This window comes from Pseudomonas sp. Mb7 (assembly GCF_054790525.1).
On record NZ_CP186501.1, the window covers coordinates 6,163,633 to 6,180,183 of the forward strand.

Annotated in this window: 13 protein-coding genes and 2 pseudogenes; 7 read left to right on the forward strand and 8 right to left on the reverse strand. The window is 59.0% G+C overall.

The window, feature by feature from the left end; translation table 11 throughout:
* Positions 1-21 precede the first annotated feature (21 nt).
* Positions 22-792, forward strand: coding sequence for a ParA family protein (locus ACOYXH_RS27935; RefSeq protein ID WP_034152927.1), 771 nt, complete (start codon positions 22-24; stop codon positions 790-792).
* 126 nt (positions 793-918) lie between these two features.
* Here the strand turns inward: ACOYXH_RS27935 and trxC are convergent, their stop codons facing one another.
* Entirely contained in the window at positions 919-1,353 is a 435-nt protein-coding gene (trxC, locus tag ACOYXH_RS27940) for a thioredoxin TrxC (protein ID WP_460410118.1), read from the reverse strand.
* Positions 1,354-1,548: 195 nt separating this feature from the next.
* On the opposite strand from trxC, the gene ACOYXH_RS27945 reads away from it, so the two are divergent.
* Positions 1,549-1,845: a type II toxin-antitoxin system HigB family toxin gene (locus tag ACOYXH_RS27945; protein WP_095047235.1), complete on the forward strand. Its 297-nt coding sequence runs from the start codon at positions 1,549-1,551 to the stop codon at positions 1,843-1,845.
* A complete protein-coding gene (locus ACOYXH_RS27950; RefSeq protein WP_095047236.1) occupies positions 1,842-2,243 on the forward strand; it encodes a helix-turn-helix domain-containing protein in 402 nt (133 codons plus the stop codon). Before ACOYXH_RS27945 ends, ACOYXH_RS27950 begins: the two co-directional genes overlap by 4 nt.
* A 7-nt stretch (positions 2,244-2,250) precedes the next feature.
* Here the strand turns inward: ACOYXH_RS27950 and selO are convergent, their stop codons facing one another.
* From selO to ACOYXH_RS27975, 5 genes and pseudogenes are all read right to left on the reverse strand, one after another.
* Positions 2,251-3,714 (reverse strand): protein adenylyltransferase SelO, encoded by a 1,464-nt coding sequence (gene selO, locus ACOYXH_RS27955; RefSeq protein ID WP_460410119.1) that lies wholly within the window; start codon positions 3,712-3,714, stop codon positions 2,251-2,253.
* A 48-nt stretch (positions 3,715-3,762) separates the two neighbouring features.
* Complete coding sequence (mscK, locus tag ACOYXH_RS27960; protein ID WP_095125321.1) at positions 3,763-7,116, reverse strand: mechanosensitive channel MscK; 3,354 nt, start codon at positions 7,114-7,116, stop codon at positions 3,763-3,765.
* Between the two features lie 34 nt (positions 7,117-7,150).
* Complete coding sequence (locus ACOYXH_RS27965) at positions 7,151-8,893, reverse strand: potassium/proton antiporter (protein WP_007909521.1); 1,743 nt, start codon at positions 8,891-8,893, stop codon at positions 7,151-7,153.
* A gap of 547 nt (positions 8,894-9,440) precedes the next feature.
* Positions 9,441-10,313, reverse strand: coding sequence for a methyl-accepting chemotaxis protein (locus tag ACOYXH_RS27970; RefSeq protein WP_371042268.1), 873 nt, complete (start codon positions 10,311-10,313; stop codon positions 9,441-9,443).
* 30 nt (positions 10,314-10,343) lie between these two features.
* Positions 10,344-11,135: pseudogene (locus ACOYXH_RS27975) on the reverse strand (MCP four helix bundle domain-containing protein); the annotation flags it as partial.
* A 210-nt stretch (positions 11,136-11,345) separates the two neighbouring features.
* Between ACOYXH_RS27975 and ACOYXH_RS27980 the strand changes: the two are divergent.
* Together ACOYXH_RS27980 and ACOYXH_RS27985 are read left to right on the forward strand one after the other, a co-directional pair.
* Positions 11,346-11,576 (forward strand): hypothetical protein, encoded by a 231-nt coding sequence (locus tag ACOYXH_RS27980; RefSeq protein ID WP_007909525.1) that lies wholly within the window; start codon positions 11,346-11,348, stop codon positions 11,574-11,576.
* The gene (locus ACOYXH_RS27985) at positions 11,573-11,875 is read left to right on the forward strand and encodes a cell division protein ZapA (RefSeq protein WP_016987569.1); all 303 of its coding nucleotides are present in this window, start codon (positions 11,573-11,575) and stop codon (positions 11,873-11,875) included. Before ACOYXH_RS27980 ends, ACOYXH_RS27985 begins: the two co-directional genes overlap by 4 nt.
* A 58-nt stretch (positions 11,876-11,933) precedes the next feature.
* Here the strand turns inward: ACOYXH_RS27985 and ACOYXH_RS27990 are convergent, their stop codons facing one another.
* Positions 11,934-12,305 carry a hypothetical protein gene (locus ACOYXH_RS27990; RefSeq protein ID WP_095047240.1) on the reverse strand — a complete coding sequence of 124 codons (372 nt, stop codon included), beginning with the start codon at positions 12,303-12,305 and terminating at the stop codon, positions 11,934-11,936.
* A 296-nt stretch (positions 12,306-12,601) separates the two neighbouring features.
* Between ACOYXH_RS27990 and ACOYXH_RS27995 the strand changes: the two are divergent.
* Together ACOYXH_RS27995 and ACOYXH_RS28000 are read left to right on the forward strand one after the other, a co-directional pair.
* A pseudogene (locus ACOYXH_RS27995) lies at positions 12,602-13,627 on the forward strand (HAMP domain-containing protein); the annotation flags it as partial.
* A 135-nt stretch (positions 13,628-13,762) separates the two neighbouring features.
* Positions 13,763-14,494, forward strand: a complete 732-nt coding sequence (locus ACOYXH_RS28000) for a methyl-accepting chemotaxis protein (RefSeq protein ID WP_412072053.1) — start codon at positions 13,763-13,765, stop codon at positions 14,492-14,494.
* 201 nt (positions 14,495-14,695) lie between these two features.
* Here the strand turns inward: ACOYXH_RS28000 and ACOYXH_RS28005 are convergent, their stop codons facing one another.
* Entirely contained in the window at positions 14,696-16,498 is a 1,803-nt protein-coding gene (locus ACOYXH_RS28005) for an acyl-CoA dehydrogenase (protein WP_220557434.1), read from the reverse strand.
* Positions 16,499-16,551: the final 53 nt, after the last annotated feature.

Here is a 16,551-nt window from a genome sequence, read left to right on the forward strand (position 1 = left end):
TTGATACACGGAGGTTTTGTCATGCGGCGCGTGGTGTTCAATCAGAAAGGTGGGGTAGGCAAGTCCAGCATTGCCTGCAATCTGGCGGCGGTCAGCGCCAGCGAGGGTTATCGCACGCTGTTGGTGGACCTCGATGCCCAGGCCAACTCCACTCAGTATCTGACCGGGCTCACCGGCGACGACATTCCGATGGGTATTGCCGACTTCTTCAAGCAGACCCTGTCTTCCGGGCCGTTCTCGAAGAAGAATCAGGCGGACATCTACGAAACGCCGTTCGACAACCTCCACATCATTACCGCCACCGCCGAGCTGGCCGACCTGCAGCCCAAGCTCGAGGCCAAACACAAGATCAACAAACTACGGAAGTTGCTCGATGAGCTATCCGAGGATTACGACCGGATTTATCTTGATACGCCGCCGGCGCTGAATTTTTATGCGGTATCGGCGTTGATTGCTGCGGATCGCGTGCTGATCCCTTTCGATTGCGACAGCTTTTCCCGTCAGGCGCTGTACGGCCTGATCGCGGAGATCGAGGAGTTGAAGGACGACCACAACGAAGGCCTGGAAGTCGAAGGCATTGTGGTCAACCAGTTCCAAGCCCGGGCGAGCCTGCCGCAGCAGATTCTCGATGAGCTGATTGCCGAAGGTCTACCGGTGCTGCCGGTGTACCTGACCAGTTCGGTGCGCATGCGCGAATCGCATCAGGCCAGCATGCCGCTGATCCACCTCGACCCGCGCCATAAGCTGACCCAGCAATTCGTCGAACTGCACAACTTGCTCGAAGATCACTGATCTTCTGAGCTACGCAGAACCCTGTAGGAGTGAGCCTGCTCGCGATAGCATCCTTTCAGTCACTCAAGTGTTGGCTGACAGGACGCTATCGCGAGCAGGCTCACTCCTACATTGCTTTACGGTGTGTCAGATGCCTTGGCTACGCAGCCACGCCATCAACTGCGGCAACGGCAACGCACCACTCTGCCGCGCCACTTCCCGGCCGTTCCTGAAAAGAATCAGACTCGGAATCGAGCGAATCCCCAACTGCGCCGACAACTGCTGATTCGCTTCGCTATCAAGCTTGGCCAAGCGGCACTTACCCGCCAACTGCGCCGCCGCTTGCTCGAACACCGGCGCAAACGACTTGCACGGCCCACACCAGTCCGCCCAGACATCCACCAGCAACGGCAGATCACCCTTGATCTGACTGGCGTAATCGCCTTGCTTGAGTTCGAAGGGTTTTTTCAGCAGCACGGCGGATTTGCAGCGTCCGCACTTGGGCTGGTCGGCGAGGCGCTCTGCGGGGATGCGGTTGAGGCCGTTGCAGGAGGGGCAGGGGATGAGGAGTGGGGTGGTCATGAGCGAAATCCGGAATTGATCTGATAACACCTAGTTGGAGACGTTTGCTCATATTTTCAATCGTGCAGGCTCTCGCGTTGTGCCTAGGCTGAAGACGCAGCAGGCCAATCCATTGGTCTGCCTAGTGTTATCGCAACTTGCGATATTTTTGGTTTGTGATTAACTCCCCATAGCAGAATGCGATAAGGATGTTGCATGCATGTGTTCAGTGAAAAACCCATTCGACAGGCCAAGGAGCAATGGCCACAAGCAGCAAGTGCTCTGGCGCAGTGGTTTCGTTTGGCGAGCAGAATTTATCCAAAGGATTTTTCTGCGATGAAATCGATATTTCCTGCGACCGACAAGGTTGGCGAGTTTCATGTCTTCGATATCGGTGGCAATAAATTGAGACTGATTGCTTTTGTCAGTTACCGCTCTCAGAGACTCTACATAAAGCATGTGATGGATCACCGCGAATATGACCGCGGTAAATGGAAGGAGGGTAGGGTATGAATGCTTTGATTAAAACGGTTGTCGAGCACTGGGAATTTGTCTCTCCAGTGGTTCGGAAACCGAAAAACGAAGACGACTACGATGCTTTGGTATTGGCAGTCGACGAACTGCTGGAAATTACCGGCGATGATGAGTCGCACCCGTTGATGAGCTTGGTCGACATCATCGGTGACTGGATCGAAGAATGGGATCACACCCATCACCCCATGGCCCAGGCAAGTGGCGAAGAGGTTCTCGGTTACATGATGCGTGAGCACGGCCTGACTCAGAGCGACTTGCCGGGTGTTGGTACTCAGTCGGTTGTTTCGGAGATTTTGAACGGCAAGCGCAAGCTTAACTTGCGCCAGATTCGTTGGTTGGCAGAGCGCTTCAATGTGCCAATCGATGTGTTTACCTGATGCTGGTTCAAGACGAACAACTGATCTCCAAATGCTTGCCCCACTCCGGTGGCCGCTCGGCATAAGCCTCCATCCCCGGCTGCTCTTCAAACGGTTTGCTCAGCACTGCATGCAGCCGGCGTACCTCCGAGTAATCCCCTTGCTCTGCCGCATCGATGGCCTTTTGCGCCAGATAGTTGCGCAGGATGTACAGCGGATTGACCGCGTGCATGCGGGTGCGGCGCTGTTCCTGATCGGCGTCGCCATCGCGGGCAACGCGGGCGATGTAGCGTTCGCCCCAGGCGTCAAAGCCCTTGATGTCGATGAAGTCGTCGCGCAAACGGGCGACGGCTTCTACGGCGGACTCTGCACCGAGTCGGCGGAAGAACAGCGTGTAATCAACGCCGCTGTTCTGCATCAATTGCAGCAGGTTTTCCACCAGTGTTTGGTCGTCATCTTCAGCTGTGGTGAGGCCTAAACGGCGGCGCATCAGGTCGAGGTAGTGCGCCTGAAACAGTGGCAAGTACAAACCGAGAGTTTCGCGCAGGGCTTCAACGCTGATGAACGGCGTCAACGCTTGAGCCAACGCACTTAGGTTCCACTGGCCGACCGGCACCTGATTGCTGAACGAGTAACGGCCCTGATCATCCGAATGGTTGCAGATGAAGTTGGCGTCGAAATCGTCGAGAAAGGCGAACGGGCCGAAGTCGAAGGTGATGCCGAGGATCGACATGTTGTCGGTGTTCATTACGCCGTGGCAGAAGCCGTAAGCCTGCCATTTGGCGATCAGCTCGGCGTTGCGCTCGACGATTTCACGGAACATCGCCAGATACGGTTCCGGTTGCTCCAGGCACTCGGGGAAGTGCATGGCCAACACGTGCTCGCCGAGCTGCTTTTGCTGCTCGGGGCGTTTGGTGTAATAGAAGTATTCAAAGTGGCCAAAGCGGATGTGGCTCGGCGCCAGGCGCAGCACCATCGCCGCGCGCTCCTGCTTTTCGCGCCAGACTGGGGTGTCGGAGCCGATCACGCAGGCCGCGCGCGAAGAAGGGATATTCAGCGCGTGCAGCGCTTCGGAGGCGAGAAACTCGCGGATCGACGAACGCAGCACCGCCCGGCCGTCGCCCATGCGCGAAAACGGCGTCTGTCCGGCGCCCTTCAGGTGCAGGTCCCAATGCTCGCCGGCAGTGTTGTAGACCTCGCCGAGCAGCAAGCCCCGACCGTCACCAAGTTGCGGCGTGTAGCCGCCGAACTGATGCCCGGAATAGACCATTGCCCGCGGTTCGGCATCGGCCCACAGCTTGTGGCCGCCAAACAGTTCGGCAAATTCCTGAGTTTCGGCTGCGGCCGGATCGAGATCGAGCAAGGCCAGGGCCGCCGGGCTGGCGACGACCAGACGCGGATTATCGATCGGCTCGGGCAGCACATGGGCGGAGAACGCATCGCCCAGGCGGGCGAAGCGATTGTCGAAGGTCAGTTCGTCGAGGGCTTTCAAGGGCCGGCTCCAGCAGAATGTCCGAGCATTCTGCTGGGAATAAACCGGTTAGTCGAGTTTGGCCGGCGGTGGCTCTTGCAGCGGTTTCTGATCGTCGGCGATCGGCACGATGGTTTTGGTTTCCGGCTCGATCGGCACCATCTTGTATTCCTGACCGTGAAGGTTCTTCAGGTAAACCTCCATCTGGCGGAACGAGATGTTGATGTGCTGCTTCTTGAACTCACGGTTGATGAAGCGGTTGACCTCATCGAGCACCGGGTTGCGGTCACCGAGGTCGCGCACGTGCATGCGCAACTCGTGGTCGAGGGTGCTTTCGCCGAAGTTGAGGAAGTACACGTGCGGCTCGGGTTCCTTGAGCACGCGCGGGTTCTCGCGGGCAGCCTTGAGCAGCAGTTCCTTGACCAGATCCAGGTCCGAGCCGTAATCGACGCCGAGTTTCAGCGTGACGCGGGTGATGGTGTCGGTCAGCGACCAGTTGATCAGTTGCCCGGTGATGAACGTCTTGTTCGGGACAATGATGTCCTTGCGGTCGAAGTCGGTGATGGTCGTGGCGCGGATGCGGATCTTGCTCACCGTGCCCGACAGGTTGCCGATGGTGATGGTGTCACCGATTCGCACCGGGCGTTCGAACAGAATCATGATGCCGGAGATGAAGTTCGCAAAGATCTCCTGCATACCGAAACCGAGGCCCACCGACAGCGCCGCCACCAGCCATTGCAACTTGTCCCAACTCACGCCGAGGGTCGACAGGGTCGAGACGAAACCGACACCGGCGATCACATACGACAGCAACGTCGTGGTCGCGTAGGCACTGCCCTGAGCGAGATTGAGCTTGGACAGCACAAACACTTCGAGCAGACCGGGCAAGTTGCGCGCGAGGGCGAAGGTGATGCCGATGATGATCAGCGCGCCGAGCATGTCGCCGATGCTGATCGGCACCATGCTCATGTTGGCGCCGGTGCCGCTGGTGTATTCGTAGAGAGTGATGTTGTCGAGGTAGGAGAACACCGAAATCAGATCCGACCAGACCCAGTACAGCGCCGCGATGAAGCCGCCGAGCAGCGCCAGACGGATCAGGCGCAGGGACTGTTCGTTGACCTTTTCGATGTCCAGCGTCGGCTCTTCGATCACCGCTTCGCCGTCGCCGGCCTCTTTCGCCGCCTGCCGTTTGGCCAGGGCACGCTGGTAGGCCAGACGTCGCGCGGCAACGCTCAGACCGCGCACGAAGGTGGCTTCGATCACCAGCCAGAACATCAGCAGGTACAGGGTGTTGATCAAGCGGTCGCTGAGCTTCAGCGCGGTGTAGTAGTAGCCGAAGCACACCGCCACGAACAACGCGATCGGCAGCAGGGTGAACATCACGCCGACGGCTTTGCGGAACAGCGAAGTGTTTTCGTGGGCCGGGCTGCTGATCAGCAGGCGGCTGAGCAGCCAGGCCATCAGGGCATAGCAGGTCAGCACCACCGGCATGCCGAGCACGTCGTCTGCCAGTGCGGCCGGCTGCAATTCGGCGACGGCAACAATGGTCACCAGCGCCATGACCACCAGGCCCAGTCGTCGGATCCAGCCTTGCAGGAACTCGACCTGCGGCTTTTCCCAACGGAAGTGCAGTTCCGCCACGCCGCCCGGCGCCAGAATCCGGTAAGCGGTGTAGAACACCAGCCACGCCTGACCCATTTGCAGCAAAGCCGCACCCATATTGGCGTTCTGTCCACGGGCATCGATTTGCAACGCCAGACCGCAGAGCGCCAGGCCCAGCGCCACCGGCATCGCCAGCAGAATATTGATCAGGATCGCCTGCGGGGTGTGCCATTGGCTGTCACGCTTGAAGTGACCGATGTCCTGGTGAACCTTGTTAAGCCGCGCGTACAGATTCTTGCGCCGCCACAGCAGGGCGCCGATCAACAAGGCCAAGGGCAGGAACAACAACGGTCGCTGAGTCAGGCCGTCAGTCAGTTCACTGAGGCTGGATGCCCATGGCAAGGTGTCGACCTGGCGTTTCAGGCGCTCCGGCACCGCGCGCATCCATTCCAGATCCAGCGGCTTGTTGCTTGGAATCCAGAACATCTGCTCATCGAGCGTCGCACGCAGACCCTGCGCGGTGCTCAGCAGTTGTTTCTGATTGAGTTGCAGGGTGATCGACTCGTTGAGCATGGCGCTCAGTTCGCGGTTCAGCCGCTCCAGCAGATCGGCGCGGGTGTTGGCCAGATCCAGCAGGTTTTTGCGCAATTGCGGGGTGACCTGCTCCGGCGGCTGCGTCGATAGCAGGTTGTCGACATAGGCGGCCGGATTGCTCAGTTGCTCACGCTGCTGGCTGACGTCGAATTGCCACAGGCGAATGTCGGCGATCTGATCCGCCAGATCGCGGTCGACTTTGAGACGTGGCAGGGCTTGTTTCTGTTTGTAGAGAATCTTCGACAGCAGCAGGCTGCCCTTGAGCACGCTGATCTGCTCGTCCAGCGCTGAATCGCTCTGGGTCAGGCTGTCGAGCTGTTGTTTAGTCTGCAGATTCTGCTGGGTGACTTCGTTGAGGCGGTCAGTGCTTTTGAGCAGGTAGTCGGAGAGCTTGAGATTCGCCGTGCTTTCGATGGCCAGCAGACTGCTGCTACCGGCCTTCTGCGCTTCGATCGACTGTTGGGTAACGGTTTCCTGCGACTGCGCCAGACGCTTCTGGTTGATCAGGGTTTGCAGTTCCTGGATCTCGCGGTCGAGGCGATCGGACTTCTCCGAAAGCAAGTCATGCTGAGCATTGCCCAGATCCTGCAGCTGGCTATTGCCGGCCAGCTCCTGACGACGCAGCGGGATCAGCGCATTCAGCGCCGCCAGTTCGGCGTTCAACTGGTCGCGCTGCTCAGCGGTGACGGTTTTACCCGCGTCCTTGCCGGATTTGAGGATGTTGTTGATCTGCTGGATGCGCGTCTGGCTGGCGGATATCTCCGCTTGCGCGCGCTCGGGGCGAGTCTGCGCAGTGATGATCAGGCTGTTAGCGTCGGCGAGGGCTTTCTGCAGGTCACTTTGCTGAGTCGAGCGATCGGTGAGGATTTGCTCCAGTTGCTGAATCGACTCCTTGGGAAAACGCTGCGCCACCGACACCACGGCGTTGGCTTTGAGGCGGGCCAGCTCGCGAGTGTTTTCAATGGTCTGCTTGGGGGCGGTCGCCAGTTGCTGCTTGAGATCGATCAGTTTCTGTTCGTAATCACGCTGATTGTTCAGCTGATTGAGCGTGTTCTGCAGGACGGTCTGCAGGGCCTTCTTATCGGCATCCGGCAGTTTGCTGTCGGCGAGTTTGTCCAGGCTGGCCTGCACGGCGTCGCTGGAGGGCGGTTCGGCGGCGTAAAGCGGGCCGACAGTGAGACTCAGGCCCAGCAGGGCCGCGACGAAAAAGGAGCGCAGGGTAGGCATAGAGACCGGTCAAACAAGTGATAGTGGACGCAGTTTAGAGGAAGAGCCCGGGGCCCGGGCGACTTCCTTCGGGGAATCTGACGCCCACTTTGCCGATCTTGTTCCCGTCCATGACCGCAACCGTCCAGTGAGTGTTGTTCCACTCCACTTGGTCACCAACGATCGGTGCACCACCGACCTTGTGGGCAATGAACGCGCCCAGGGTCATGTCCGGATCGATGCCCTCGGCCGGCAGGCCATACAGCGCTGCAACCGCTTTAAGCTGGGCGTCTCCTTCGAGTACAAAATCGCCGAAGAAACGCAGATCGAGGCCGCGTTGCGGCGCCTGGCTGAACAGTTTTCCGAGGGCGCCAAGGTTGTGTTCATGGCCGATAACGCACAGTAGATCATCGACTTCCAGCACTGTACTACCCGACGGATGGAGCAGTTGCTGGCCACGAAACAGCGCAGCGATACGTGTACCTTCGGGCATTTTCAGTTCGCGCAGGGGCGAACCGATGCACCATTTCTCCGCGCCCAGCTTGTACACGAACAGCTCCCACTCGCTGGTGACATGGACTTCCAGCGCTGCGCGAGAAATCGGCGCCGGCTCTGGCGGCACGGTCACCTTCAATAGCTTGGCGACCCATGGCAGGCTCGTGCCCTGCACTAGCAGCGACACCAGCACGATGAAGAAGGCGAGGTTGAAGTACAGCTGCGCATTCGGCAGCCCGGCCATCAGCGGGAACACCGCGAGAATGATCGGCACCGCGCCGCGCAGGCCAACCCAGGAAATAAAGGCTTTTTCACGCCCATGGAACGCTTTGAACGGCAGCAGGCCGACCATCACCGACAGCGGTCGCGCAAACAGAATCATCCACAGCGCCAGACCGAGAGCGGGCAAGGCGATCGGCAGCAAATCATGCGGCGTCACCAGCAGCCCCAGCACCAGGAACATACCGATCTGCGCCAGCCACGCCATGCCGTCGAGCATGTGCAGAATGCCGTGGCGGCTGCGCACCGGACGGTTGCCGATCACCAGCCCGCACAAATAAACCGCGAGGAAGCCGCTGCCATGCAGGGCGTTGGTCAGGGCGAATACCACCAGACCGCCAGCGATCACCAGAATCGGATACAGACCGGCAGCGAGGTTGATTCGATTGACCAGTTGCAGCATCAGCCAGCCACCGCCCAGGCCGATCACACCACCGATGCCGAACTCGCGGATCAGGTGGGTCAGGAGGCTCCAGTGCAAACCGGTCTGGCCGCTGGCGAGCATGTCGATCAGGGTCACGGTGAGAAACACCGCCATCGGGTCGTTGCTGCCGGATTCGATTTCCAGGCTGGCGGTCACCCGTTCGTTCAGGCCTTTGCCGCCGAGCAGCGAGAACACCGCTGCGGCGTCCGTCGAGCCAACGATGGCACCGATCAACAAGCCTTGAATCAGATTGAGATCGAACAGCCAGGCAGCGGCCATGCCGGTCAGCCCGGTGGTGATCAACACCCCGACCGTGGCCAGCGACAACGCCGGCCATAACGCCACGCGGAAACTCGACACCCGCGTGCGCAAACCGCCGTCGAGGAGGATCACCGCCAGGGCGAGGTTGCCGACCAGATAGGCCGTCGGGTAGTTATCGAAGATGATCCCGCCGCCATCGACCCCGGCGGCCATGCCGACAGCGAGGATGATGACCAGAATCGGGATGCCGAGACGGGAAGAAAGCGAACTGACGAGAATGCTTGCGCCTACCAGCAACGCGCCGATCAAGAACAGGCTGTTGATGGTCGTCGCATTCAAAGGCAGTACTCCAGAAGCGTAAAAACGGGCACAAACTGACCATGCAGTCTGCGTGCCAGCGATTCTAACCTGTTGAAATGTGATGCTGTCAAAAAGGTTTTTGCGCTGGGGGATTCGAGGTTTGGGTTCGACTGTCGGTTGCTGCCCTCACCCTAGCCCTCTCCCGGAGGGAGAGGGGACTGATCGCAGTGTTTGTGCAAGGTACATCGACCTGAAAATCCTGAGTCGAACTCAGGTTTTGAAAACACGAAGATCTGCCCCCTTTCCCCCTCTCCCGGGGTGAGAGGGGGACCGAGCGCGGTGTTTGTTCAAGTTGCACCGACCTGAAATTCCGAGTCGAGCGCAGGTTTTGAAAAGCATGAAGATCTGCTCCCTTTCCCCCTCTCCCGGGGTGAGAGGGGGACCGAGCGCGGTGTTTGTTCAAGTTGCACCGACCTGAAATTCCGAGTCGAGCGCAGGTTTTGAAAGGCATGAAGATCTGCTCCCTTTCCCCCTCTCCCTCTGGGAGAGGGCTGGGGTGAGGGGCTTTTGATCTTGATCTCAAAATTTACAGGCTAAACCGCCCAACCATGTTGTTCAGGTCCAGCGCCAACCGCGACAGTTCATTACTCGCCGCACTGGTCTGATTCGCGCCGGTCGCCGATTGCACCGACAGATCACGAATATTCACCAGATTACGATCCACTTCCCGCGCCACTTGTGCCTGCTCTTCGGCGGCGCTGGCGATCACCAGGTTGCGCTCGTTGATCTCGACGATGGCGGTGTTGATGGTGTCCAGCGACATGCCGGCACCTCGAGCAATGTTCAGCGTCGACTCGGCACGCTCGGTGCTGTTACGCATCGAATCCACGGCGTGTTCGGTACCGCTCTGAATGCTGCCGATCATCCGCTCGATTTCGCTGGTCGACTGCTGAGTACGGTGCGCCAGGGCACGCACTTCATCCGCTACCACGGCAAAACCACGCCCGGCTTCACCGGCACGCGCCGCTTCAATCGCCGCGTTCAGCGCCAGCAGGTTGGTTTGATCGGCCAGGCCACGAATCACGTCGAGCACCTTGCCGATGTCACGGGATTCATTGGCCAGATCGCCGATCAGGCTGGCAGTGCTCTGTACATCGGCACTCATGCGTTCGATCGCGCTGACTGTTTCCTGGACCAGGTCACGACCGTCGCCAGCCGAAGTGGTGGCGTTCTTCGAGGCTTCGGAGGTGCTCACCGCATTGCGGGCGACTTCTTCTACGGCGCTGGTCATTTCGTTGACCGCAGTGGCCGCTTGTTCGATCTCGTTGTTCTGCTGAGTCAGGCCACGCGCGCTTTCGTCGGTGACGCTGTTCAGCTCTTCAGCCGCTGAAGCCAGCTGAGTGGCCGAGCCGGAAATGCGTTGCAGGGTGTCACGCAGCTTCGATTGCATCTTGGCCATGGCTGCGAGCAGGCGACCGGCCTCGTCTTCACCGTCAACATGGATCGGCTGGGTCAGGTTGCCTTCGGCGATGGTTTCCGCAGCGTCCAGTGCTTTGGAAATTGGTTTAGTGATGCTCACCGTCAGCAGCCAGGCGAACAGGAAGGTCAGACCAGTGGCGATCACCAGCAGGGTCACCACCAGATCAAACGCCGAAGAGTACTGATCGGCCGCTTGCTGATTGGTCTCGCTGATCTGCTCGCCGTTGATCTGCATCAGACGGTTGAGCACGGTGTTCACCGCTTCGGAGTTGTTCAGCAACTCGGTGTTGAGCAGGGTGCGCAGCTCATCCACCTGGTTGTTGCGCGACAGGCTCTTCATGCGGTCTTCGATCTGGCGGTACTGGCCGAGCAACTGCACGTACTGGTCATAGGCAGCACGCTCTTCGGGGCTGCCGATCAGCGGCTCGTAATCGCTCTGGGCCTTGCGGATCTGCTGGTTACGCATGTCCAGCAGCTCAACGGTTTTCTGCTGCACGTCTGGCTCGCGGTTGACCAGCAAGCGGTACGACAGCACGCGCAGGCGCAGGGTCAACTGGGTGAACTCGTCGAGGTTCTTGATGCTCGGTACGCTGGTGGACGAGATGTTCTCGGCTGCACCGCGGATTTTGCTCATCTGATTCAGTGCGAACACACCCAGAATCAGCATCAGGCCGCCAATCAGGGCGAAGCCGGTAAACGCCCGTGGGGCGATATTCATATTGCGAAGGGACATGGGGCGGATACCAAGAGAGGGCCGCATCCATGCGGGCTGAGACTGCTGTATGGATGACTTATCGGTCATGCGACTAAAGTCTTGAGGCACTGTGCGTATTTGTCGCAGAAGGGCCTGGGCGACGAAGTGCAGGAACCAGATCGGCAGATCACAGTCTTTAAAACTCGCAGGAACGGTCCGCCACCAGGAAAATCAAGGCTTTGCGCCGGTTTAACCCTGGCATCCGTGGTGACTTTTCTTTATCGTACGCGCCCTTTGAAAAACGCTTGGAAGATCAAAATGTTGGAAGCATCCCTCAGCCAATTGGAACAGCTCGTCAGCGACCTGGTGCAACAGAACCAGACCCTCGCGCAAACCAACCAGACCCTGTCCACGGAACTGGCCCAGGCCAAGGATGAAAACGAAAGCCTGCAACTGAACCTGATGGAACAGGAAGAAAAGCACGGCGCCACCGCGGCCCGCATTCAAGCCTTGGTTGATCGCGTCAACGCAGGTCCTGTCAGCGCATGAACCACCACACAGCAGGGGTAAAAGTCGTCTCCATTCTCGGGGAGGACTATTCGATCAAGGCACCGGCCGGGGAAGAACAGACCCTGCTGGACGCGGCCATGATGCTCAAGGCAGCGCTGGATGACACCAAGCGCAAATACCCGACACTGATCGGTGACCGTTTGCTGGTGCTGGCGGCGATGAATCTGTGCTCGCAGCAGATCGAAATGAAGAAGCAACACCAGGAAGAACTCGACCGTTACCAAGAGCAAGTCAGCGCCACGGTCGACACCATCGCCAAGACCATCAATCAGGGTTGAAGCGCGTTTTTGCAGCGCCTCGGTACTTCGAGGCGCTCATATATGAACGGCTCTGTGTTTATTGAGTTTTAGTCACTGGTTGCCAGTAGATCTTCCTCAACCACTCTCCGTTGGTTTGCTTCTTAAACTCTCCGTGGGAGACCCTGTAGGTCGTCTCGTCGATCGTCACTTCATCTCCGCGCGAAAGCAGGTTTATATATTCTGATCCTGCGATCGGCTGAGTTGTACTGAACGTCGCGCCTGAGAACGTAGTGATCGTAGCTTTGTAATGGATTACGGGGAAAACCATGACTTCGGTGAAGTGTTTTCGGGTGATCATCGATAGCATGCTGGATCCGTCGACAAAGTCGCCGACCTGCGCTGATTTCACAAACGTATCGTTGTCAGAAATTGTCTGTACAAAGCTTTCAGCTGGACTTGTATCAGCCATGATCTTTCTCCTGCTAGTACAGCATGAGTCTGTGAAGCGAATGCTTGGGCACAGACAGGGAAACTGCAATCTATGCCACGCGATGCGCCCTGTAACCTGTCAGAGTTGACAGTGTTCTCCCTATGAAATCGGCCCGCTTCTTGCTGGTCGAAGATCGCTGCTTTAGGGTTTGTCTCTTGTTTGCGTGATTTTTGTATACATCTGGCGCGACAGTTGCAGTGTTTCTGCCTCTTATTCTTTGGGGGTGCTCCATGCAGTTGTGGCGACGCAGTATTCAATGGCAGCTGATTCTCAGCATGGGCACCGCCCTGCTGGTCAGTATCCTGATCGTGGTTGGCATTTATACCCTGGTGGTCAACCGCCTCGCCCAGAGCTATCTGGTCGAACAAGCACTGCCGTCGAGCATCGAAGCGACGCGCAACGATATCGAACGGATCCTTGTGCAACCGCTGACAGCCGCCAAGGATATTGCCAGTAATACGATGGTCCGTGACTGGCTCGCCTCAGGCGAAGACAGCAGCAAAACGGCTGGCTTCGCGCAGTATCTGGAAGGCATCCGCGCCGAACATAAAGCCTTCACTGCTTTGATCATCGGCACCGAATCCAATCACTACATCACCGAAAAAGGCCTGGATCGCACCCTCAGCCGTTCAAAACCGGCTGACGCGTGGTTCTATTCCTTCCTCGACAGCAATCAGCCGCGCACTCTCAATATCGACAACGATGGCGCCACCGGAGAACTGGCGCTGTTCATCGATTTGAAGGTCGAGCAGGCCGGTACAGTGGTCGGTGTGGCTGGGCTCGGTTTGAGCATGAAAGAGCTGTCGGAGCTGATTCACAACTTCAGCTTTGGCGAGCGCGGCAAGGTCTATCTCGTGCGTTCCGATGGTTTGATCCAGGTGCATCCCGAGGCGCAATTCAGCGGTAAGCGCACCCTGACGGAGCAGATTGGCGCCTCCGCTGCTCAAGCCGTCATGGGTCAAAAAAATGCTGTGAGCAGCAGCTTCCAAAGGGAGGGTGAAGACTTCCTCGCCTTCAGCCTGCCGCTGCGCGATCTGGGCTGGACCCTGGTGGCCGAAGTGCCGCAATCGCAGATCTACGCCGAAGCCCGTAAAGCGATGTGGATGAGCGGCGGTATCGGTCTGGCCGTAGCGCTGGTGTGCCTCGCTTTGGTGGTGTGGCTGGCGCAAGGGCTGGTGCGGCCGATTCGTCAGGTAACAGCGGCGCTGGTAGCGATTGGTAGCGGCGGTGGAGATTTGACCCACCGGTTAGATTCCAGCCGTGCCGATGAACTGGGCGACCTCGCTCGCGGCTTCAATCGTTTCCTCGATAGCCAGCGCGGATTGATCGGCGAAGTACTGACCACCAGCGAGCGACTGCGTACGGCCGTGGGGCAAGTGGCGAAAGTGGTGGAGAACACGGCTGAACGCTCGGGCCGCCAGCAGGAAATGACCGACATGGTCGCGACGGCGGTTCACGAGATGGGTTTGACCGTGCAGGAAATCGCGCAAAACGCCGGTAACGCGGCGCTGGCCTCGCAGACCGCGCGGGATGAAGCAATGCAGGCGCGGGAGGTGGTCGGCGGCTCGATTCGGCATATTGAAAGCATGTCCGATGAGATTGGCGTGGCGGCGGGCGCGGTCGGTGAGCTGGCGCATCAGGTGGCTTCGATCGATTCTGTATTGGCGGTGATTCGTGGCGTGTCCGAGCAGACCAATCTGTTGGCGCTCAACGCCGCCATCGAAGCGGCGCGGGCCGGGGATATGGGGCGCGGTTTCGCCGTCGTCGCCGATGAAGTACGCACTTTGGCGCGCCGCACGCAGGCATCCACTGACGAAATCCAGCAGATGATCGGCAGCCTCAAGCAAGGCGCGGAAAACGCCGTGTCGTCGATGCGCACCGGTCAGGCCGCGACTGGCACAGGGGTTGAGTCGAGCCAGCGCACCGGAGCGTCGTTGACGGCGATTACCGGTCAGGTCGAGCGCATCAGCGATATGAACCATCAAGTGGCGACGGCGACGGAAGAGCAGTCGGCGGTGACTGAAGAGATCAACCGGAATGTGCAGGGGATTTCTGATCTGGCGCGGGCGACGGCGGGGGAGGTCAGGGCCTGCCGCGAGGATTGTCAGATGTTGCAGAAACTGGCGGATGATCTGGCGCGGCAGATGGGTGGGTTCAAGTTGAGTTGAGTGTTGAAGCAGAAAAGCCCCTCACCCTAACCCTCTCCCAAAGGGAGAGGGGACTGACCGTGGAAAATTCAGGAGGTACGCCGACCTGAAAGTACTGTACTGAATCCATAGTCGATGCGGTTTTTCAGGTCGATGTATAGCGCCAGGCACCTCGGTCGGCCCCCTCTCCCTTTGGGAGAGGGCTGGGATGAGGGTAGCGTTTCAGAACCACGCATCCTGCATCGCCAGGCACGTATCATCCCGCGCCTCCAGCAACGCCAGTTCATGGTGGCAACCCGGCACTTCCCACGTCAGGAAATACCTCGCTGCTTGCAGCTTGCCCTTATAGAAGTCAGCATCCGCTGAGTTCCCTATGGCCAACCCTTCCTCGGCACGAATCGCCTGCTCCAGCCAGCGCCAGCCAATCACAGCGTGGCCGAACACCTTCAGGTACAACGCCGAGTTCGCTAGGCTGCTGTTGACCTTGCCCTGTGCCAGATCGGTCAGCAGGCCGATGGTCACCGTTTGCAGGCGAGCTACCAGTTTCTCTAAAGGCTCCCGCAGTGCGGTCAGCGAATCGTACGCCGTAGCGCGTTCAGCGGTGGTGGCGATCAACCGAATCAACTGCTTCAGTCCGGCACCACCGTTTTGCGCCAGCTTGCGCCCGAGCAAGTCCAGCGACTGAATGCCGTGGGTGCCTTCGTGAATCGGGTTCAAGCGGTTGTCGCGGTAATACTGCTCCACCGGGTATTCGCGGGTGTAACCGTGGCCGCCAAGAATCTGGATCGCCAGTTCGTTGGCCTTGAGGCAGAACTCCGATGGCCAGGATTTGACGATCGGCGTCAGCAGATCCAGCAACTCATGCGCCTGTTTGCGCTCGGTTTCAGATTCAAGCGTGGTGGTGTCGTCGAATAAGCGTGCGGCATACAAGCCGAGGTCAAATGCACCTTCAACGTAGGACTTTTGCGTCAACAGCATGCGTCGTACATCGGCGTGCTGAATGATCGCCACCGGCGCTGTGGTCGGATCCTTGCTGTCCGGCACCCGGCCTTGCGGGCGTTCGCGGGCGTACTCCAGCGAATACAGATAACCGGCATAACCGAGCATCACTGCGCCCATGCCGACGCCGATCCGCGCCTCGTTCATCATCTGGAACATGTAGCTCAAACCGCGATGCGGCTCACCGACCAGATAACCGACGCACTCACCGTTATCGCCGAAGTTCAGCGCCGTGGAGGTGGTGCCGCGCCAGCCCATCTTGTGGAACAGCCCGGCCAGCAGCACGTCATTGCGTGGGCCGAGGCTGCCGTCATCGTTAACCAGAAACTTCGGTACGATAAACAGCGAAATGCCTTTAACGCCCGCAGGTGCGTCCGGCAGTTTGGCCAGGACCATGTGCACGATGTTTTCCGAGAGCGGGTGATCGCCGCCGGAGATGAAGATTTTGTTGCCCTTCAGGCGATAAGTGCCGTCGGACGCCGGCTCGGCGCGCGTACGAATATCCGACAGCGATGAACCTGCATGCGGTTCGGTCAGCGCCATGGTGCCGAAGAAGCGACCATCGATCATGGGCTGCAGGAAGCGTTGTTTCTGCTCCTCAGTGCCAAAGCTCTCGATCAGGTTCGCCGCGCCCATGGTCAGGAACGGATACGAGGTCGAAGCGGCGTTGGCCGACTGGAAGTGCGCGAAGCAAGCTTGAGACAGCAGCGTCGGCAGTTGCATGCCGCCAGCGTCGAAGCTGCGCGCAGCGTTGAGGAATCCGGCTTCAAGGAAGGCATCCACCGCCGGTTTCACTTCAGGAATCAGAATCGCCTTACCGTCCTCGTAGCGCGGCTCGTTCTCGTCGCCCTTGCGGTTGTGCGGTGCGAAGTACTTCTCGGCAATATTGCGCGCGGTGCCAATGGCGGCGTCGAAGGTTTCGCGATTGTGCTCGGCAAAGCGCTCACGCCGGGTCAGGCCCTCGGCATCGAGGACTTCATACAGCTCGAAAGCCAGATTGCGGGAACTGAGCAGCGTCTCGGACATGGCGGCCTACCTGAAATTGGGGTTGGGCCGAGTCTAAGGTGGGGGAATAGAGG

What these genes read in the sequence shown, in the direction of transcription:
- ACOYXH_RS27970 (WP_371042268.1), bottom strand. Translation starts at nt 10,313, where the DNA reads ATGGCCAAGATGCAATCGAAGCTGCGTGACACCCTGCAACGCATTTCC.
- ACOYXH_RS27945 (WP_095047235.1), top strand. Translation starts at nt 1,549, where the DNA reads ATGCATGTGTTCAGTGAAAAACCCATTCGACAGGCCAAGGAGCAATGG.
- ACOYXH_RS27990 (WP_095047240.1), bottom strand. Translation starts at nt 12,305, where the DNA reads ATGGCTGATACAAGTCCAGCTGAAAGCTTTGTACAGACAATTTCTGAC.
- ACOYXH_RS28005 (WP_220557434.1), bottom strand. Translation starts at nt 16,498, where the DNA reads ATGTCCGAGACGCTGCTCAGTTCCCGCAATCTGGCTTTCGAGCTGTAT.
- ACOYXH_RS28000 (WP_412072053.1), top strand. Translation starts at nt 13,763, where the DNA reads ATGGTCGCGACGGCGGTTCACGAGATGGGTTTGACCGTGCAGGAAATC.
- ACOYXH_RS27980 (WP_007909525.1), top strand. Translation starts at nt 11,346, where the DNA reads ATGTTGGAAGCATCCCTCAGCCAATTGGAACAGCTCGTCAGCGACCTG.
- ACOYXH_RS27935 (WP_034152927.1), top strand. Translation starts at nt 22, where the DNA reads ATGCGGCGCGTGGTGTTCAATCAGAAAGGTGGGGTAGGCAAGTCCAGC.
- ACOYXH_RS27985 (WP_016987569.1), top strand. Translation starts at nt 11,573, where the DNA reads ATGAACCACCACACAGCAGGGGTAAAAGTCGTCTCCATTCTCGGGGAG.
- mscK (WP_095125321.1), bottom strand. Translation starts at nt 7,116, where the DNA reads ATGCCTACCCTGCGCTCCTTTTTCGTCGCGGCCCTGCTGGGCCTGAGT.
- ACOYXH_RS27950 (WP_095047236.1), top strand. Translation starts at nt 1,842, where the DNA reads ATGAATGCTTTGATTAAAACGGTTGTCGAGCACTGGGAATTTGTCTCT.
- trxC (WP_460410118.1), bottom strand. Translation starts at nt 1,353, where the DNA reads ATGACCACCCCACTCCTCATCCCCTGCCCCTCCTGCAACGGCCTCAAC.